The sequence below is a fragment of the Burkholderia sp. AU18528 genome (assembly GCF_002223215.2).
GTDB lineage: Bacteria > Pseudomonadota > Gammaproteobacteria > Burkholderiales > Burkholderiaceae > Burkholderia > Burkholderia semiarida.
This window is the reverse complement of record NZ_NKFC02000006.1, coordinates 1,596,789-1,616,068: the sequence shown is the minus strand read 5'-3', so window position 1 is coordinate 1,616,068 and position 19,280 is coordinate 1,596,789. Positions and strand designations below refer to the sequence as shown.

At 69.4% G+C, this 19,280-nt stretch carries 18 protein-coding genes; 10 read left to right on the top strand and 8 right to left on the bottom strand.

The features are described from left to right. The first annotated feature begins 42 nt into the window (after positions 1-42). From CFB52_RS24235 to creD, 4 genes are all read left to right on the top strand, one after another. On the top strand, positions 43-756 hold the full coding sequence (locus CFB52_RS24235) for an SDR family NAD(P)-dependent oxidoreductase (protein WP_099317650.1): 714 nt from the start codon (positions 43-45) through the stop codon (positions 754-756). A 163-nt stretch (positions 757-919) separates the two neighbouring features. After that, positions 920-1,633, top strand: coding sequence for a two-component system response regulator CreB (gene creB / locus CFB52_RS24230; RefSeq protein WP_099317649.1), 714 nt, complete (start codon positions 920-922; stop codon positions 1,631-1,633). A 15-nt stretch (positions 1,634-1,648) separates the two neighbouring features. Next, positions 1,649-3,118 (top strand): two-component system sensor histidine kinase CreC, encoded by a 1,470-nt coding sequence (gene creC / locus CFB52_RS24225; protein WP_099317648.1) that lies wholly within the window; start codon positions 1,649-1,651, stop codon positions 3,116-3,118. Between the two features lie 105 nt (positions 3,119-3,223). Beyond that, the gene (gene creD, locus CFB52_RS24220) at positions 3,224-4,618 is read left to right on the top strand and encodes a cell envelope integrity protein CreD (protein WP_099317647.1); all 1,395 of its coding nucleotides are present in this window, start codon (positions 3,224-3,226) and stop codon (positions 4,616-4,618) included. 79 nt (positions 4,619-4,697) lie between these two features. Here the strand turns inward: creD and CFB52_RS24215 are convergent, their stop codons facing one another. Continuing rightward, positions 4,698-5,120, bottom strand: a complete 423-nt coding sequence (locus CFB52_RS24215) for a RidA family protein (RefSeq protein WP_059639731.1) — start codon at positions 5,118-5,120, stop codon at positions 4,698-4,700. Between the two features lie 167 nt (positions 5,121-5,287). On the opposite strand from CFB52_RS24215, the gene CFB52_RS24210 reads away from it, so the two are divergent. Then, positions 5,288-5,485: an oxidoreductase-like domain-containing protein gene (locus CFB52_RS24210; RefSeq protein ID WP_060310679.1), complete on the top strand. Its 198-nt coding sequence runs from the start codon at positions 5,288-5,290 to the stop codon at positions 5,483-5,485. 90 nt (positions 5,486-5,575) lie between these two features. On the opposite strand, the gene CFB52_RS24205 is transcribed toward CFB52_RS24210, so the two are convergent. Further along, positions 5,576-7,036, bottom strand: a complete 1,461-nt coding sequence (locus CFB52_RS24205; RefSeq protein ID WP_099317646.1) for an MFS transporter — start codon at positions 7,034-7,036, stop codon at positions 5,576-5,578. A 144-nt stretch (positions 7,037-7,180) separates the two neighbouring features. On the opposite strand from CFB52_RS24205, the gene CFB52_RS24200 reads away from it, so the two are divergent. Further along, on the top strand, positions 7,181-8,053 hold the full coding sequence (locus tag CFB52_RS24200; protein ID WP_059584791.1) for a LysR family transcriptional regulator: 873 nt from the start codon (positions 7,181-7,183) through the stop codon (positions 8,051-8,053). Positions 8,054-8,139: 86 nt separating this feature from the next. Here CFB52_RS24200 and CFB52_RS24195 read toward each other — a convergent pair whose 3' ends face one another. Beyond that, complete coding sequence (locus CFB52_RS24195) at positions 8,140-9,042, bottom strand: LysR family transcriptional regulator (RefSeq protein ID WP_059584793.1); 903 nt, start codon at positions 9,040-9,042, stop codon at positions 8,140-8,142. A 99-nt stretch (positions 9,043-9,141) separates the two neighbouring features. On the opposite strand from CFB52_RS24195, the gene CFB52_RS24190 reads away from it, so the two are divergent. Continuing rightward, the gene (locus CFB52_RS24190) at positions 9,142-10,119 is read left to right on the top strand and encodes an NAD-dependent epimerase/dehydratase family protein (protein WP_099317645.1); all 978 of its coding nucleotides are present in this window, start codon (positions 9,142-9,144) and stop codon (positions 10,117-10,119) included. A gap of 365 nt (positions 10,120-10,484) precedes the next feature. Here the strand turns inward: CFB52_RS24190 and CFB52_RS24185 are convergent, their stop codons facing one another. From CFB52_RS24185 to CFB52_RS24165, 5 genes are all read right to left on the bottom strand, one after another. Beyond that, complete coding sequence (locus CFB52_RS24185; protein WP_099317644.1) at positions 10,485-11,186, bottom strand: DUF2848 domain-containing protein; 702 nt, start codon at positions 11,184-11,186, stop codon at positions 10,485-10,487. Between the two features lie 49 nt (positions 11,187-11,235). Next, positions 11,236-12,555: an MFS transporter gene (locus tag CFB52_RS24180; RefSeq protein WP_089465653.1), complete on the bottom strand. Its 1,320-nt coding sequence runs from the start codon at positions 12,553-12,555 to the stop codon at positions 11,236-11,238. A 58-nt stretch (positions 12,556-12,613) separates the two neighbouring features. Next, on the bottom strand, positions 12,614-13,303 hold the full coding sequence (locus CFB52_RS24175) for a DUF4286 family protein (protein WP_099317643.1): 690 nt from the start codon (positions 13,301-13,303) through the stop codon (positions 12,614-12,616). A 99-nt stretch (positions 13,304-13,402) separates the two neighbouring features. Next, positions 13,403-14,428, bottom strand: a complete 1,026-nt coding sequence (locus CFB52_RS24170; RefSeq protein ID WP_060310686.1) for a LysR family transcriptional regulator — start codon at positions 14,426-14,428, stop codon at positions 13,403-13,405. A 101-nt stretch (positions 14,429-14,529) separates the two neighbouring features. Next, a complete protein-coding gene (locus CFB52_RS24165; RefSeq protein ID WP_059584804.1) occupies positions 14,530-15,321 on the bottom strand; it encodes an SDR family NAD(P)-dependent oxidoreductase in 792 nt (263 codons plus the stop codon). A 443-nt stretch (positions 15,322-15,764) separates the two neighbouring features. On the opposite strand from CFB52_RS24165, the gene CFB52_RS24160 reads away from it, so the two are divergent. The 3 genes from CFB52_RS24160 (at position 15,765) to CFB52_RS24150 (ending at position 19,236) form a co-directional block, all read left to right on the top strand. Continuing rightward, a complete protein-coding gene (locus CFB52_RS24160) occupies positions 15,765-16,646 on the top strand; it encodes a neutral zinc metallopeptidase (protein WP_059639988.1) in 882 nt (293 codons plus the stop codon). A gap of 177 nt (positions 16,647-16,823) precedes the next feature. Continuing rightward, complete coding sequence (locus CFB52_RS24155) at positions 16,824-17,564, top strand: LuxR C-terminal-related transcriptional regulator (protein WP_099317642.1); 741 nt, start codon at positions 16,824-16,826, stop codon at positions 17,562-17,564. Positions 17,565-17,733: 169 nt separating this feature from the next. After that, positions 17,734-19,236 (top strand): aldehyde dehydrogenase family protein, encoded by a 1,503-nt coding sequence (locus CFB52_RS24150; RefSeq protein ID WP_099317641.1) that lies wholly within the window; start codon positions 17,734-17,736, stop codon positions 19,234-19,236. The last annotated feature ends 44 nt before the right edge of the window (positions 19,237-19,280 follow it).

Below are 19,280 nucleotides of genomic sequence, written 5' to 3'. Positions count from 1 at the left end.
CGGCATTTCAACCCATCACCCTCGATCCAGGAGAACACATCGATGGAACACCACCTGAAAGGCAAGGCAGTCGCGATCACCGGCGGCTTCGGTCATCTGGGCGTCGCGACGGCCGCGTGGCTCGGCGAGCGCGGCGCCCGCGTCGCGCTGATCGGCCGCGGCGCGGCTCCGGCGGCGCAGGCGCTGCCCGGCGTGCCGGCCGATGCGCTACGCATCGGCGGCATCGATCTAGTCGATCCGCGGGCCGCCGTGCAGGCGCTCGAAACGGTCAATCGCGAATTCGGCCGGGTCGACGCGCTGCTGAACATCGCCGGCGCATTCGTGTGGCAGACGATCGCCGACGGCGATGCCGCCACGTGGGACCGCATGTACGAACTGAACGTGAAGACGGCGCTGAATGCGTCGAAGGCCGCGCTGCCATACCTGGTGGCGAGCCAGGCCGGCCGCATCGTCAACATCGGCGCGGGCGCGGCGTTCAAGGCCGGCGCGGGGATGGGCGCGTATGCGGCCGCGAAGGCGGGTGTCGCGCGGCTCACCGAGGCGCTCGCGGCGGAGCTGCTCGATCGCGGCGTGACCGTGAACGCGCTGTTGCCGAGCATCATCGACACGCCGCCGAACCGCAAGGACATGCCCGACGCCGACTTCTCGCGCTGGGTCCGCCCGGAACAGCTCGCGGCGACGATCGGATTCCTGCTGTCGCCCGACGCGCAGGCGATCACCGGTGCGTCGATTCCGGTGAGCGGGCGCGTCGCGTAGTGCACCGGGGAGGGCTCGCCGGGTCCGGCCGTGCGTACAATGTCGCACCGGATCGCGCGACCCGAACCCGAGACCCGAACCCGAGACCCGAACCCGAGACCCGAATACGAGACCGAATACGAGACCGAATACGAGACCGAATACGAGACCCGAATCCGAGGCCATGACCCAGCCCACCATCCTGATCGTCGAAGACGAACAGGCGATCGCGGACACGATCGTCTATGCCCTCGGCACCGACGGCATGCAGACCATGCACTGCACGCTCGGACAGGCGGCGCTCGATCAGCTGCGCGCTACGCGTGTCGATCTCGTGGTGCTCGACGTCGGCCTGCCGGACCTCAGCGGCTTCGAGGTATGCCGGCGGCTGCGCACGTTCACCGATATTCCGGTGATTTTCCTGACCGCGCGGCACGACGAGATCGACCGGATCGTCGGGCTCGAGATCGGCGCCGACGATTACGTCGTCAAGCCGTTTTCGCCGCGCGAGCTGGCGGCGCGGGTGCGCGTGATCCTGCGCCGCTTCCGCCGGGCGGCCACGCCGGAACCGGTGCCCGCGCCCGTGCCGGCCGATGCGTGCGCACCGGTTGCCTCCGGCTTCACGCTCGACATCGACGGCGCGCGCGTGTCGTGGCTCGGCCACGCGCTGGACCTCACGCGCTACGAATTCGGGCTGCTCGCGCTGCTGGTCCGGCATCCGGGGCGCATCTACTCGCGCGAGCAACTGATGGATCTCGTGTGGCACGAAGCGCTCGATTCGGCCGACCGCACGGTCGACACGCACATCAAGACGCTGCGCGCCAAGCTGCGCGCGATCGATCCCGAGCGCGACCCGATCCGCACGCATCGCGGGATGGGTTATTCGCTGCAACCGTAACGACCGGCTCCGCCCATGCATATCGGCCTGCGCATCTTCTTCGGCTTTTTCCTGATCGTCGGCCTGGCCGCGCTGATCACGCTGCGCGTGTTCGTGCAGGAGGTGAAGCCCGGCGTGCGCGAAGCGATGGAGGACACGCTCGTCGACACCGCGCAGGTGCTGGCGACGCTGGCCGCCGACGACATGGCGAACGGGCATATCGCCGACGGCGCGTTCGCGCGGCAGCTCGGGAAACTGCACGAGCGCCCGGTCAGCGCGAACGTGTGGGGCATCCAGAAGAACGCGATCGGCTACCGCCTCTACATCACCGACGCACACGGCATCGTGCGCTACGACTCGTCCGGCAGCGCGGTCGGGCAGGACTATTCGCGCTGGAACGACGTGTACCGGACGCTGCGCGGCGAATACGGCGCGCGCAGCACGCGCAGCGATCCGAACGACGACGGCAGCACCGTGATGCACGTGGCGGCGCCGATCCGGCGCGGCGACGAGATCATCGGCGTGCTGACGATCGCGAAACCGAACCAGACGGTCGCGCCGTTCATCGCGCGCAGCCAGCGCAAGATCATGCTGTACGGTGCGTTGCTGATGGGCGGCGCGATGCTGATCGGCGTCGCGTGCACGGGGTGGCTGGTGCTCGGGCTGCGGCGCCTGCAGCGCTATGCGCGCGCGATCGCGGCCGGCGAGCGCGCGTCGATGCCGCTGCAGGGCGCGAACGAGCTGGCCGAGCTCGGGCGCGCGGTGGAAAGCATGCATCGGCGGCTGGAAGACCGGCAATACGTCGAAACCTATATCCACACGCTCACGCACGAGATGAAGAGCCCGCTGGCCGCGATCAGCGGCGCGGCCGAGCTGTTGCAGGAGGACATGCCGGTCGCGAACCGCCGGCGCTTCACCGAGAACATCCGCCGCCAGGCCGGCCGCCTCGAACAGATGATCCGCAAGCTGCTCGCGCTGGCCGAGGTCGAGCAGAAGCAGCGCCTGTCGGTGCACGAACCGGTCGCGCTGCGGCCGGTGCTCGAACAGCTCGTCGACGATATCGAGCCGCGCGCGCGGCAGCGCGGCGTGAGCTTGCGGATCGATGCGAATGGTGCGGCGGATGCGGCCGATGGAGCCGATGCGGTGGTCGTCGACGGCGATCCGTTCCTGCTGCGGCAGGCGCTCGGCAACCTGCTCGACAACGCGCTGGATTTCGCGCCGTCGGGCAGCACCATCCGGATCGCGCTCGAGCGGCAGCCGGCGGGCAGGGCGCACGTCGCGGTCGTGCGCGTCGCGGACGACGGCCCCGGCGTGCCCGACTACGCATTGTCGCGCGTGTTCGAACGCTTCTATTCGCTGCCGAGGCCCGACGGGCAGGATCGCAGCACGGGCCTCGGGCTGTGTTTCGTCCGCGAGGTCGCGATGCTGCACCGCGGCCAGGTCGCGCTCGCGAACCGCGCGGAAGGCGGCGCATGCGCGACGCTCACGCTGCCGTCGGCCGGCTGATCGCGCGCTTCACACCCACCACACATTCGCTTCACATCGGCTTCAATCGCCCTTCACCGGGGCCGCTCATGCTGACCGTACCTTCCACTCCGGTACCTGCCAGCAATGAATCGAGTCCTGTTGTTCAAGTCCATGATTACCGCGTTTCTCGCGCTGGCGATCCTCATCCCGCTGCAGATGGTCCAGAGCATCGTGCGGGAACGCGCCGACTATCGGCAAAGTGCGCTGGAAAGCATCTGGGCGAGCTACGCGGGGCCGCAGACGGTGACGGGGCCGGTGCTCGTCGTCCGTTACACGGAAGTCACGCGTGTGAGCGACGACGTGCGGGCCGGCGGCAAGGCGAAAACCAGCCTGAAAAGCGAGGCGAAACGGCTGCTCGTATTCCCGAAGACGTTGAACGTCGACGGCACGCTGTCGGTCAGCACGCGCTATCGCGGCATTCACAAGGCGCTCGTGTACGCGCTCGACAGCCGGATGACCGGCACGCTGCCGCTGCCGGACCTGAAGAAGCTGCCGCAGGCCGACGGCCACGTGAGCTTCAAGGTCGACGGCGCGTACGTCGTGCTCGGCATCGGCGATCTTCGCGGGCTGAAGGCGCAGCCCGACCTGCGCATCGGCGGCAAGCGGATCGACGTGGAGCAGGGCACGCGACTCGACAGCCTGCGCCAGGGCGTGCATGCGAACGTCGATCTCGCGGCGCTGGCGGACGCAAACGCGGGGGCGGCGGTCGTGCCGTTCAGCATCGCGCTGCCGCTGGCCGGTGCGGAGTCGGTCGCGTTCGCGCCGGTGGGCGACCAGAACGACTTCTCGCTGAAATCGACGTGGCCGCACCCGAGCTTCGGCGGCGAATTCCTGCCGGCCGAGCGCACGGTCGATGCGCGCGGCTTCGTCAGCAACTGGCGCGTGACGTCGTTCAACACGAAGGCGCGCGAGCAAGTGGCGTCCGGAAACGGCAACGGCGACGGTGGGATCGAGAGGGCATCGGTGTCGGTGATCGAACCCGTGAACGTCTATCTGCAGGCCGAACGCGCGACGAAATACGGTGCGCTGTTCGTGATGCTCACGTTCGCGAGCTTCTTCATGTACGAACTCGTGAAGCGGTTGCGCATTCACCCGATCCAGTACACGCTGGTCGGCCTGTCGCTCGCGCTGTTCTTCCTGCTGCTGCTGAGCCTGTCCGAACACATTGCGTTCGGCTATGCGTATCTCGTGGCGAGCGGCGCATGCATCGGGCTGCTCGGCTTCTACCTGTCGTTCGTGCTGCACAGCGTGAAGCGCGGCGCGACGTTTACGGCGCTGCTCGCGATGCTGTACGCGGCGCTCTACGGGCTGCTGCTGTCGGAAGACAATGCGCTGATGCTCGGCTCGCTGCTGCTGTTCGCGATCCTCGCCGGCATCATGACGCTCACGCGCCGCGTCGACTGGTATTCGCTCGGCGCCGCGTGGCAGCCGCTGGCCGACAAACCGGACGCGGTGAAGGCGGGCCCGCCCGCGAAGTAGGTGAGCGGGGAGGCGAGCAAGCGCGCGCCGGTCGGGAATGCCGCGACCGGCGCGCGGTTTCAGGCGGGCAGGATACCCTTCATGCGGCCGTCCCGGGACGACGAAACCGTGCCAGTGGAATCTCGGCGATGGCCGCGATCTCGATCAGCAGGTCGGGACGGTAGAGACGCCCGACCTGGACGGTCGTCGTCACCGGGTAGGGTTCGGCGAAATAAGCGTTGCGGATGTCGCCGGCGTGCATGAATGCGTCGATGTCGATGGCGTAATGGACGAGCGAGATCACGTCGCGCATTTGCCCGCCCAGTGCGGCCAGCACGTCACGGATGTTGTCGAGCGTTTGCCGGACCTGGGCGCGCATGTCGCCGGCGCCGACGACCTGCCCGGCGCGGTCGAGCGCGACCTGACCCTTCAGATGCACGATCCGGCCGTCGCCCTGGATCACGGCCATCGAGAATGCGCCGAACGGCGCCCAGACTTCCGGCGGATTCACGGCTTCGGCCATCGCGCAGCTCCTGTGGGGGCGGAAATGGGGTAACGCAGCGGCGTGCCGCGTTCGGCGATCGCGCCATGATGAACGTGGACGCGTTCATCGTCGACGGCCAGCCCTGCCGAAAGCGGCGGCGGCCCGGATCGCCCTATACTCGCCTCTCCACATTACCGGACCACGCCGTGCCTAACCAAGCTTCCGGAGATCCGTCCATCGACGATCCCCGTCCGATCCCGCCTATCCAACCCGAACTGGAAGACTGCTGCAACAGCGGCTGCTCGCCGTGCGTCTTCGACCTGTACGACGAAGCGCTCGCGCGCTATCGCGTCGAACTGGCCGAATGGGAGGCGCGGCAAGCGCAGCGCGAGCATCGCAAATAAGCCGGATGCCTGCGAGCGGCCATGCATTGCATGCACCGCATCGGTTGCCGGCGTTGGACTGACGAGGCCATTTCCGTCGCGCATCAGGCGTCACGCATCCGCATGCAGCCGCCGATGCAGCGGCCCGAGCGCCATCGACAGCGCGATACAGCCGAGCAACACGGCCGTCAGCGTGAACATCGACACCCTGAACCCCTGCACGTAATCGAGCGTGGCCGGATGCACGCCGAGCCGCGCGAAGAACACGCCGCCGATCGTCGCGGCGCCGACCGCCGCGCCGATCTGCAGCATCGCGCTGACCATTCCCGACGCCACGCCCGCGCGGGCCGCGTCGACTTCCGCCAGCACGATCCGCACGACCGACGGCAGCACGAGCCCTTGCCCGATGCCGATCGCCGCGATGCCCGCATAGAAGCCGGGCCCGGGCGCGCCGTCGCGGGCGAGCGTGGCGGCGGTCGCGACGCCGGCCGCGAGCATCGCGAAGCCGAGCGTGAGCACGCGATACGCGCCGAACCGGGCGACGAGGCGCGGCATCAGCAGCGGGCTCGCGAGAAAACCGAGCCCGAGCGGCAGGATCGCGAACCCGGACGCGAGCGGCGACCAGTTCAGGCAGCCCTGCAGATAAATCCCGTAGCTCAGGAAGAACGCGCTCAGCATGTAGAACAGGAACGCGAGCAGGAGCCCGAGCGCGACGACCGGGTTGCGGAACAGGCGCACGTCGAGCAGCGGATCGCGGCCGCGCGCGAGCCGGCGCGATTCGACCGTCAGCAGCGCGCCGAGCATCGGCAGCGCGCCGACGCCGCACGCGATCATCCATAGCGGCCAGCCGGCTTCGCGGCCGTGCGTGAGCGGATACACGAGCATCAGCAGGAACAGCGACAGCAGCACCGTGCCCGACACGTCGATGCGCTGGCCGCGCGGCGGGCGGTTTTCCGGGATGAAGCGCCAGCTGCCGATCAGCGCCAGGATGCCGATCGGCAGATTGACGAGGAAGATCGCGCGCCAGCCGAGCCCGAACGGATGCAGGCTGATCAGCGCGCCGCCGCCGAGCTGGCCGATCACGGCCGCCAGGCCGAACGCGAACCCGTAGAAGCCCATCACGCGCACCTGTTCGTGCGGGCTGAACACGCTGCGGATCGTCGCGAGCACCTGCGGCGCGAGGATCGCGGCGAACAGGCCTTGCAGCACGCGCCCGCCGACGAGCACGGTGCCGTTGTCGGCGAGCCCGCACAGCGTCGACGCGAGCACGAAGCCGGCCATGCCGACCATGAACATGCGTTTGCGTCCGTACAGGTCGCCGAGCCGCCCGCCGGTGATCTGGGCGACCGCGTTCGCGCATGCATAGGCCGACACGACGAGCTGCAACTCGGCCTGGCGCGCGCCGATGCCGTCGCGAATGGCCGGCAGCGCGAGATTCACGATGAAGTAGTCGAGCGGCGGCAGAATGGCGCCGACCAGCAGGACCACGAGCGCCCAGCCGTGATGGCTGCGGGGCGTCGCCGCGGCAGCCGCGCCGGCCGACGCGCAGGGGGCAAGGGTGTTGTTCGTCATGAAAGCAGATCCGAAAAAAGAGGGCCCGATAAGCGATGGACGCGAGCAGGCCGTTGACCCCATATTCTGGTCATCGCTCATGGTTCGGAAAAGCGGGAAAGAGTGGTAGCATCCATCGGGTTATTCGATGGATGGAGGAAGGCGATGCGCGGTTTCGATCTGGACCAGTTGCGCACGTTCGCGGCGGTCGCGGACGCCGGCAGCCTGACGGCCGCCGCGCCGCTGCTGCACCTGTCGCAATCGACGGTCAGCGAGCAGGTGCGCAAGCTCGAATCGCGCGCCGGCGTGCCGTTGTTTGTGCGCAGCAAGCGCGGTGTCGAGCCGACGCCGGCCGGCTCGCGGCTGTTGCAGCACGCGCGGCGCATCGTCGCGCTGAACGAGGCCGCGTTCGACGAGTTGCGCGGGCAGGCGATCAAGGGCGAGTTGCGCGTCGCGATCACCGACTACTACCGCACGAACGAAGTGGCGGGCATGCTGGCGCGGCTGCGCGAGTGCTATCCGCAGCTGAGCCTGCACGTGAGCGCGATGAAGAGCGCGGATATCGAAGCGGCGCATGCGCGCGGGCAGATCGATCTGGGCGTCGTGATGAACATGTCGAGCGGGCCGTTCCGGCCGGTGTCGGCCGATACGCGCTGGGTGCTGCGGCGCGAACCGCTGTCGTGGGTCGCGTCGCCCGCGCTCGCCGAGCAGTTGCCCGAACCGCTGCCGCTCGTGTTGCTGCCGGACGACTGCATGATGCATCAGGTCGCGGTGCGCTCGCTCGACGAGCGGCACACGCCGTACGTGCTCGTGCACAGCGCGTCGGGCGTCGCGGGGTTGCAGTCGATGCTCGCGGCGGGGCTCGGGGTCGGCTGCCTGTGCGCGTCGGCGATCGGCGACGGCCTGATGCGGCTCGGCACGAAATACCGGCTGCCGCCGCTGCCCGACGCGGTGTTTTCGCTGACACCGCCGCTGCCGGGCGAGCGCGAGACCGTCACCCAGGCGCGCGAGGTGCTGTCGCGTCAATTGCTGATGTAAAACCGTGCCGCGTGCATCGCGGACATCCTGTTCGCCGGGAAAAATCCACGAATGGCGCGGCCCCCGCGATTCACGCACGCCGCTTTCTACTCGGCGAGTTCACCGTCCGCATACGTACGCAGCCCGTTGGCCAGTGCATCGAACACGGCCCGGCAGCGCGGGCTCGTCCGCAGATCCTCGTGCATCACGACCCAGGTTTCCAGCCGCATCGCGGGCCCGTCGGGCAGCACGCGCACGAGCCGCGCGTCGCGTTTCGCGAGCGCCGTCTGGCAGAAGCCGATCCCGTAGCCGGCGCGGATCAGCGCAAGCTGCGCGAGGTTGCTGTCGGTGCGCAGCGCGAACGCGTCGCGCTGCCACTGCGGCATGCCTCGCCCCGCCGAGCGGATGAACGGCGTGACCGTATCGAAGCCGATCAGCGCGTGATGGGCGAGCGCGTCGATCGTCGCGGGCGCGCCATGGTGCGCCAGGTAATCGTCGCGCGCATACAGTCCGACCTCGATTTCGCCGACACGCCGCGCGACGAGCGCGTCCTGCGCGGGCCGCGCCATCCGGACCGCGATGTCGGCCTCGCGCTTGAGCACGTCCTGGATGCGGTCGGTCGGCACCAGTTCGATCACGAGCCCCGGATGGTCGCGCCGCAACTGCGCGAGCATTGGCGGCAGCACCTCGACGGCGATCACGTCGCTGGCCGAGATCCGCACGATGCCGCGCACGCCGGCGCCGTGGCTGGCCGCCGCGCGCTCGAACGCGGCCGCCGCGCTGCGCAGCGCCTCCGCATGGCCGCGCAGCGCGAGCGCCGCCTCGGTCGGCAGCAGGCCCGACGGTGACCGCGTGAACAGCGTCTGGCCGAACGCGGCTTCGAGCGCCGCGACATGGCGGCCGGCCGTCGGCTGCGTGATGCCGAGCGCGCGGGCCGCGCCGGACAGCGAGCCTTCCGTCAGCACCGCGAGGAAGGTGCGGTAGCGTTCCCAGTTCAGATCGGTGGTCATGCATAAATGTATAGCTGATCGACTGGGTTCGGCAATTCCTTGATAGCAGGCGGCGCCTCAGAATGCGTGTCGTGATGGTTTCATTCAAGGAGAGCGGCAATGACGGCAAACGCAGGCGGGATGCAACGGCAGGCGCTCGTGCTCGGCGCGAGCGGCGGGATCGGCGGGGAAGTCGCGCGGCAGTTGCGCGATGCGGGCTGGCAGGTGCGTGCGCTCAAGCGCGGGCTCGATGCCGAGGGCGTGGAGCGCGACGGCATCGCCTGGGTGCGCGGAGACGCGCTGGATCGCGATGCGGTGGTGCGCGCCGCCCGCGGCTGCGGCGTGATCGTGCATGCGGTGAACCCGCCCGGATACCGGAACTGGGCCACGCAGGTGCTGCCGATGATCGACAACACGATCGCGGCGGCGCGGGCCGCGCAGGCGACCGTCGTGCTGCCGGGCACGGTCTACAACTTCGGCGCCGATGCATTTCCGGTGCTGCGGGAAGATGCGCCGCAGCATCCGGCGACCCGCAAGGGCGCGATCCGCGTCGAACTAGAGCGGCGGCTGCAGGACGCCAGCGCGCACGGCGTGCGGACGATCGTCGTGCGCGCCGGCGATTTCTTCGGGCCGCAACTCGGCAACAGCTGGTTCTCGCAGGGGCTGGTCAAGCCGGGGCGGCCCGTCGCGGCCATCAGCGTGCCGAGCCGCGGCGTTGGCCATCAATGGGCGTATGTGCCGGACGTGGCCCGCACGATGGTCGAGCTGATCGAGCGGCGCGAGACGCTGGAGCCGTTCGCGCGTTTCCATCTGGACGGGCATTGGGATGAGGACGGCATGCAGATGGCGCGGGCCGTGCAACGCGTCGCGCAGCGGCACGGCATGCGGCCGGCGCTGCGCGATTTTCCGTGGTGGCTCGTGTGGGTTGCCGCGCCGTTCGTGACGACGCTGCGCGAATTGCTCGAGATGCGCTACCTGTGGCGCGAACCGATCAGGATGGACAACGCGCGCGTGACCGCGGTGCTCGGCCGCGAGCCGGTGACGCCGCTCGATACGGCGGTGGAGGCGACGCTGGCGGGGCTCGGTTGTCTCGGGTGAGCAACGGCAGGCAGTACAGGCTGCGCCCCCGCACGGAAACGCGTCGTGCCGAACCGAAGAAGCAGCGGGACCACAATTCTCCACATACCCGCGTGCGTCCGATGCGCATCATGTCGGGCAATGCCGATAACGCGAAAACGGGGGCGCGATGGGGTACTTCGGGTGGAAAATGTCGGTTGCGGGAGCAATCATGTTCACATTGAGTGGATGTACGAACCTGGCCGGCGTGCTGTATTGCGGCAACTCGCAGTTCAACTTTCCGGACTACCACTGCTTTGAGTCGTACAGGTAGGAACAGGCGCGACGCCTGAATGCCGTCGTGCCCGTGCCCCGTGCGGTTTTCCGCTTGCCGTCACGGCTTGCCGTTACGCGACGACCGGCAACACCTCGACTGCATAGCGATGCGTGAGACTGCGCCCGAGCACCGGATCGTGCAGTTCCATTTCGAACGCATCGCCGTCGCCCATTGCCGCGATCGCGCCATGTACGGCGACCGTCCCGCCATACATCGCGCAGCGCGCGGGCATCGTGCGGCAACCGTCGAACCGCTGCCACAGCACGTCGGGCGCGAGCAGGCCGCTGACCGCGCCGTGCTGGTACGCCGTCCGCTCGCCGTCGCGCGCGATCAGCCACGAACGCATCTCGAGCGCATCCCAGTGATCGGCGACATCCGCATGACGCCACGCGTCGCGGCCGAGCGGCTTCGCGCACACCTGCTTCGACACGGCCACGCCGTACGCCTCCACTTCGCGATCCGTGTGATCGGAGCCGACCGTGACAAGCGTGCCGGCCGGACTGTCGACCAGCACACATTCGATCTCGCCGCCTGAGCGCGCGCCGAGCACGCCGATCGACGGTGCCTGCGTAAGCAGCGCGGCCGACACGCGATAGAAGCACGGCGTGGTCGACGGCGGCGCGACGCCGAGCGCCGCGAGTTCGTCGATGTGCACGCGGATCGCGTCCGGGTCGCGGCCGGCCCAGCCGGCGATCACGACGCGCTCGATGTCGACGCCGACGGCGGCCGGCGCGTGTTGCAGGGAAATCACGTTGAACGACAGGGTTGGCATGCGGCTATCCGTTTGAAGTGCGAAGGAATGATTCGGCCGGCGGCGATGCTTAGCCCTCGAGCGGCCGGTGCGCGGTCTCGCGCGCGGCGACGAGCGCGATCGACGTGACGACGAGCGCGGCGGTGACGTACAGCGACACGGCCGTCGTCGTGCCCGTCTGCCGGAACAACGCGGCGATCACGAGCGGCGCGAAGCCGCCGCCGACGATGCCGGCGAGCGTGTACGCAAGCGACGAGCCCGCATAGCGCACGCGCGTCGGGAATTGCTCGGTCACGAACGCGCCCTGCGGGCCATACATCACCGCATGGATCACAAGGCCGATCGCGACGGCCGCGACGATCGCCGCGGGGCGCGCCGAATCGAGCAGCGCGAAGAACACGAACGCCCATACGATGCCGGCCATTGCGCCGGCGAGATACACGGGCCGACGGCCGAAACGGTCCGACAGCGCGCCGAAGAACGGCACCGCGAGCGCGTTGCAGGCCGTGCCGATCATCACGGCCGTCAGCGCGACGGGGCGCGACAGGTGCAGCACGGTCGTCACGTAGGTCAGCGTGAATACGACGATCAGCGCGTACAGCACGTCCGAGCCGATTCGCGAGCCGCCCGCGATCAGCAGGCGCTTCCAGTGGTACTTCAGCACGTCGGCGACCGGCACTTCGGCGGTCGCGTGCGATTCGGCGAGTTGCTCGAACTGCGGCGTTTCGTCGACGCCGCGCCGTACCCAGAAGCCGAACGCGACGAGCAGCGCGCTGGCCGCGAACGGCACGCGCCAGCCCCACGACAGGAAGTTGTCCGAGGTGGTCGACAGCGTGACGAGCGCGATGCAGCCGGTGCCGAGCAGCGTGCCGAACGACGGGCCGATCTGCGTCCACGACGCGGACAGCCCGCGCCGCTTCTGGTCGCCATGCTCGACCGACAGCAGTACCGCGCCGGCCCATTCGCCGCCGAGCGCGACGCCTTGCACGAAACGCAGCGCGACGAGCAGGATCGGGCTCAGGATGCCGGCCTGCGCATAGGTCGGCAGCGCGCCCATCAACGCGGTCGTCACGCCCATCAGCACGAGCGTAAGCATCAGCACCGCGCGGCGGCCGATGCGGTCGCCGAGGTTGCCGAACACGAAGCCGCCGAGCGGGCGTGACACATAGCCGACCGCATAGGTCGAGAACGCGAGGATCGTGCCGGCCAGCGGATCGACCGACGGGAAGAACAGATGGTTGAAAACGAGCGCGGCGAGCGTGTTGTAGATCGTGAAGTCGTACCACTCGAGCGACGTGCCGATCATGCTCGCGGTCGCGAGTCGGCTGTTGCGGACATGGCGGGGCGCGTGGGCGGCGGGCTGGGCGAGCGTGTTCATGGTGTCGGGCAGATCGTGACGGGTGACGGGGTGACGCGTGGGGCCGGTGTTGGCGTTGGCGTCGGGCGTTTCAGGCAGACAGGGCGGCAGCGGCGGCCGGTTCGGTTTCGGCGTCGCGTCGCCGGGCAGGCAGCGGCGAAGCGGCGCGCCACAGCAGGCCGAAGGTGCGCACGTCGTCGTGTCCGGCGAGCGAGGCGGCCACGCGGCGCGTGGCCGCTGCGTCGCTGCCTTCGATCAGCACCAGTGCATCGGCGGCCGGGCAGGCGGCCGCGGCGGCGCCGATCGGCGCGGACAGGTCCGGCGACGTGCGGAAGAGTCGCGCGGCGTGGATGCCCGGTTCTTGCAGGGCCGTGTCGAAGCGCTCGCGCAGGCGGGGCACATCGATGCGGTCGGGCGGCAGCACGAACAGCGCGAGATGCGCGCCTTCGCCGTCGCCGGCCTCGATCGTCAGCTCGCCGACACGCCGCTGCGTACCCGTCATGCGCGCGAAGTTCGCGAGCGACCATGCGGTCTGCTGCGTGAACGCCCGCCGGTACGCGTCGCCGCGGAACACGTCGAGCGAATCCGTCACGTACAGCGCGAGGTATCGGCGCGGGCCGCCGTCGGTCGCGCGAAACCGCCGCGCATGCGTGAAGCCGGGAATCGCGACACGCTCCTGCATGTGCTCGCGGTCGTACCACGCGTTGAAATCGGCCTCGTGCGCGGGGTCGATATCCGTCCAGACGCAAAGCTGGCCGTGCGGAAGGGAAAAGCGGGTCATCGCGGGGTTCCTCGTGACGGGGATGTCAGGAACCTCAGTGTCCCGAAGACCAGCCGCGCCAGTCCAACAAGAAAACAAATTCGCGGTGAACAGGTTTTCTTATGAGCGGCGCGGGCGGCGTTTGGCGGTGGGCGCGGCAGGCGACGCGGCTTTCGTCGTGCGCTTCGCTTTCGCCGGGGGGCGCGTCGTTGTCGCGGTCGCGTTGCGGGTGGGCATTGAGTCGGCGGCCGTTGCGTCGACGCGATCGGCGGCCCCCGTCGCACGCGCCACTTCGCTCGCGAGTTCCGCGATGCGCGCGGCCACCGGCAGCCCCTGGCTGCGGTACGTCGCGACGAGCGGCAGCGCCGGGAATTCGGGCTCGACGTCGAGCAGTTCGAGCGTGCCTTCGTGCAGCTCGCGCCCGATGATCGCAGGCGGCAGCGCGGCCACGCCGAAGCCGTCGGCGACGAGGCGGATCATCGCGGCGACCGACGTGATGCAGTTGATGCTGGCCGGCCGTTCGACGGCCGCGAACAGCCGCTCGATCGTCGCGTGCGGCCCCGAATGGCGCGAGAAGCTGATGATCGGAAACCCGGCCAGGCGCGCGACGTCCAGCGGCTGGCCGCCGAGCCCGAGGCGCGGGCTCGCGGCCCAGCGCACCGGGAACTCGCACAGCGGCAGGTTCGTGAAGTCCGGGCCCGGCACCGGATCGGTCTGCAGGATCAGGTCGACGCCGTCGGTGCTGAGCAGGCGCGTCAGATGCAGCGTCGTGTCGCTGGTGATCTCGACGTCGAGGCGCGGGTAGCGTTCGCGCAGTTGCGCCATCAGCGCGGGAAACCAGCTGTGCACGATCGATTCGATCACGCCGATCCGGATCAGGCCCGCATCGCTCGCCGCGTCGATGTCGCGCCGCATTTCTCCGTCGAGCCGCACGATCCGCTCCGCGTAGGCCAGCATGCGCCGGCCCGCGGGCGTGAGCGTGGCCGAGCGCGTGTTGCGGTCGAACAGGCGCACGTCGAACGCTTCCTCGAGCGATGCGATGCGGCTCGACACGGCGGCCTGCGTGGTGTGCAGTTTCTCGGCCGTGAGCCGGAAGTTTTCCAGCTTCGCGAGCCAGACGAAGGTTTCAAGAAACCGGATGTTCATCGCGTTCCGAACGGTGAGGCGGTGCCGCGCCCGGGCGGCGGATCGGGACGATGTTAACGGATTCGGAAGCGCGCCGGCACGCGCGACGCCTTCCGGTGGCGTCAAAGCCGGTCGAACGCGAGCGTCGGCACGTCGACGACCATGGCGCCGCCGTCCGCGACGAGCGTCGCGCCGGTCACGAACGAGGCGTCCGGCGACGCCAGGAACGCGCAGACGGCCGCGATCTCGTCCGGATCGGCCGCGCGCCGCAGCGGCACGTCGGCGCTCACGCGGGTGTACGCGGCGTCGAGCGAATCGCCGTGCGCGGCCATCAGCGGTGCCATTTCCGCATCGGCCATCGGCGTGCGGACCCAGCCCGGGCAGACGGCGTTTGCCCGCACGCCGTGTGGGCCGTAGTCGCGTGCGAGCGATCGCGCCAGCCCGAGCAGCGCGTGCTTGCCGACCGTGTAGCCGCATACGCCGGGCCCCGCCGCGAGCGCCGCGATCGACGCGACCAGCACGATATTGCCGCGCTGCGCGATCAGGTCGGGCAGGCATGCGCGCGCACTGACGAACGCGGTATCGAGGTTCGCGTGCATCGCGTCGCGCCATTGCGCGTCGCCGGTTTCGTCCGCGCGGCCGACGCCGTGGCCGCCCGCGCACGCGACGAGTGCGTCGACGCGGCCGAAGCGTTCGGCGATGCGCGGCAGGAAAGCGGCCCAGTCGGCTGCGCTGGCGGCGTCGCCGGCAAGCGCGAGGCCGCCCGTTTCGGCCGCGAGTGCAGCGAGCGGCGCCGGGCGGCGCCCGATCAGCACGACGCGGTCGCCGCGACGGGCGAAGCGGCGCGCGCACGCAGCGCCGATGCCCGTGCCTGCGCCGGTGATCGCGATCGTGCGGGGTGGCGGGTGCGTCATGTCGTTCTTCGGAAAGGGGTGTTCCGGCCACTTTAGGCGGCGCCGGCGCGCGCCGGTATCCGCCGAAAGGATGAACGCGGGCCGTCCGGATGGCCAAGCGCGGCGGCCGGGGCCCATTTTGCAAAGGCTGACGATGTCCGGCGCCGAATCGCTCTATCCTCCACATTTTTGCGATAAGCCACGAAAGCCCGGCAAAATAGCGTGGGCGGGCGCGCAGCGGCGCGCGGCGCGTCGGCCGTCCGATTCCGTCGTACGAATGGTGCGACCCGCAAGGGCGCGGCCGGCGAAGGCGCGGCCGGCAAATGCGCGGCAGGCGGGATCGGCGCGAGCGGACATCCGATGCGCAAGCATCGCGTCCGCCGACGGATCGTGTCGCCACGGCGTATCGCCCGGTCGCGCGTTGGCGCGGGCGGACCATCGACAAGAACAGGGAGGGGCCGGCAATGAGGCTGGACGACGAAAGAGAAAGCATGAACGTCGAGGATCGCCGTGGCGCCGGCGGTTTCGGCGGCGGGCGCGGCGCGACGATCGGCATCGGCACGATCGTGGTCGCGCTGGCCGCATCGTATTTCTTCGGCATCGACCCGCGCGTCGTGCTCGAAGGCGCGTCGGCGCTGCAGGGCCGCCAGCAGCAGGCGCAGCCCGCGCCGACCCAGCGCCAGGGCGCGCCGGCGAACGATCCGGGCGCGGTGTTCACGCGCAAGGTGCTCGGCAATATCGAACGCACGTGGACGGGCGTGTTCAACACGCAATTGCACGCGCAATACGAACCGCCGAAGCTCGTGATGTTCACGAACTCGACGCCGACCGCGTGCGGCACCGGCCAGACCGCGATGGGGCCGTTCTACTGCCCGGGCGACCGCAACGTGTACATCGATCTCGGCTTCTACGACGAGCTGCGCAAGCGCTTCGGCGCGGGCGGCGATTTCGCGCAGGCCTACGTGATCGCGCACGAAGTCGGCCATCACGTGCAGAACCTGCTCGGCATCGCCGACAAGGTCGATGCCGCGCGCCGGCGATCGAGCCAGACGCGCGCGAATGCGCTGTCGGTGCGGATGGAGCTGCAGGCCGACTGCTTCGCCGGCGTGTGGGCGAACAACGCGCAGCGCGCGAACCAGCGGCTGATGGAGCCCGGCGATTTCGAGCAGGGGCTGAAGGCCGCTGCCGCGATCGGCGACGACCGTCTGCAGCAGCAAGGGCAGGGCTACGTCGTACCCGAAAGCTTCACGCACGGCACCAGCGAACAGCGCGTGTACTGGCTGCGGCGGGGGATGGAGTCGGGCGAGGTGAGCGCCTGCGACACGTTCGCCGCGAACGCCCGCTGAAACGAGGCGCGCGCACCGTCGCGCGCCGATATCGTCTCGGCTGAACCGGCCACTGGCCGCTGGCCGCTGGCCGGCCCGGGACGATTTGCCGATTTGTGCTCACCGGCGCTTTTTCGGCGCCGGTAGGCTGGCCCGGACGTCGACATTCGTTGTCGTCCATCCGCCAGCCGATTTCCGATGCCGACCTCATTCGTTTCCGCCGACCACGCCGCCGCCGACTGGCGACGCACGCTGCGCGCGTGCGTGGACGCGTTCGACGCATTCGCGAGCCCGTCGGCGATCGTGTTCTATCGGCTCGACCACAGCGGCGAGCCGGCCGATTTCGAGCTGTTCGGGATGCCGGAATCGATGCATCGCACCTATGTCGCCCGCTACCGGATGCTCGATCCACTGCATCCGTCGCGCTGCGCGTCGGGCGAATGCGCGGTCGTCACGCTCGCATCCCAACTGCCTGACGAAAGACGCGCCGCGTCCGCGTACTGGACCCGGTTTCTGCGGCGGCACGACGTGGCCGACGTCGTCGAGATCTGGCTGCGCGACGCGGGCCGCACGGTCGGCGCGTTCTCGCTGCTGCGCTTCGGCATGGGCGAAGCGAACGGCAACGGCAACGGCAACGGCACGGCAGGACGGTTCGCACCCGGCGAGATCGACGCGCTCGCGCGGCTGCAACCTGTCGCCGAAGCCGCGCTGAGCCCGCTGCTGCGCGTGCGGCGCGGAATCCACCGGATCGGTTGCGAGGAACGGCTGACCTACCGCGAGGAGCAGATCGCACGGCTCGTGCGCGACGGCCGCTCGAACAAGGAGATCGCGCGCGATCTCGCGCTCGCGCAACCGACGATCAAGACGCACCTGATGCGCATGTACCGCAAGCTCGGCGTGTCGAATCGCACGGAGCTGGTCGGCGCATTGTTCCTGTAATCGCGCTGCCGGCCGGCCCGCGAGATCGTGCAATTCGATGCGCGATCGTCGTGCCGATGACGCGCTGCCAATTTGCGCTCACCGGGCGCGATCCCTCGTCGATACAGTGGTCCGACGCCCGCGTGCCTCGCCGGCACGCGGTCCAGCCACGACAATCAACGAGACGCCCATGAGCAACACGAACTTCGTCGCCGTCAGCGACACCGTGCGCACCTTCGTCGCGCGCGATTTCGGCCTCTTCGTCGACGGCGCCATGCAGCCCGCGCATGCGGCGGCACGCCTCGACGTATACAACCCGGCCACGGGCGAGCGGCTCGCCACCGTCGCGGACGCCGACGCACACGACGTCGACCGTGCCGTCGCCAGCGCGAAACACGCGTTCGACGCGCGCGTCTGGAGCGGGCTGCGGCCGGCCGAGCGCGAGCGCATCCTGCTGAAACTCGCGGACCTGATCGAAGCCGACGCCGAAACGCTCGCGCAGCTCGAAACGCTGAACCAGGGCAAGTCGATTCACGTGTCGCGCGCGATCGAGGTCGGCGCGAGCGTCGAATATGTGCGCTACATGGCCGGCTGGGCGACCAAGATCACCGGCCAGACGCTCGACGTGTCGATTCCGTTCCCGCCCGGCGCGCGCTATACGGCCTATACGCGCAAGGAGCCCGTCGGCGTGGTCGCCGCGATCGTGCCGTGGAATTTCCCGCTGATGATCGCGGTGTGGAAACTGATTCCCGCGCTCGCGGCCGGCTGCACGATCGTGCTGAAGCCGTCGCCGGAAACGCCGCTCACCGCGCTGCGCCTCGCCGAGCTCGCGCGTGACGCCGGCGTGCCGCCCGGCGTGTTCAACGTCGTCACGGGCGGGCGCGTTTGCGGCGCGGCGCTCGCGAGCCACCCGTCGATCGCGAAGATCTCGTTCACCGGCTCGACCGCGACCGGCAAGCTGGTCGGCGCGGCGGCCGTGCAGAACATGACGCGCTTCTCGCTGGAGCTCGGCGGCAAGAACCCCATCGTGATGCTCGACGACGTCGACGTCACGCAGGCGCTCGACGGCGTCGCCGCCGGCGCGTTCTTCAACCAGGGGCAAGTGTGCGCGGCCGCGTCGCGCCTTTATGTGCATCGCAGCAGGTTCGCGCAGCTCGCGGACGGCCTCGCGGGCGTCGCGCGGTCGATGAAGCTCGGCGCGGGGCTCGACACCACCGCGCAGATCAACCCGCTCGTGTCCGCGCACCATCGCGACAAGGTGGTCGAGCACATCGAAGGCGCGCGCCGCGCGGGCCTCACGTTCCTCGCGGGCGGCACGCCGGCCGACGATCTGCCCGGCTATTACGTGAAGCCGGCCGTGATCGCCGATCCGCATCCGGACAGCGCGATCGTGCGCGACGAGGTGTTCGGCCCGGTGATCGTCGTCGTGCCGTTCGACGACGCGGCCGACGCGATACGCCTCGCGAACGCGTCGCCGTACGGCCTCGCCGCGAGCATCTGGAGCAACGACCTGAAGCGCGTGATGAATCTCGTGCCGCGAATCGAGGCCGGCACCGTGTGGGTGAACTGCCATATCCCGCTCGATCCGTCGATGCCGTTCGGCGGCTACAAGCAATCGGGCATCGGCCGCGAATTCGGGCAGTACGCGATCGAAGGCTTCACCGAAACCAAATCCGTGTGCATCGCGCACTGACGCGCGGGCCGATCCGACCACCGCAAAAACCGCAAAAACCGCAA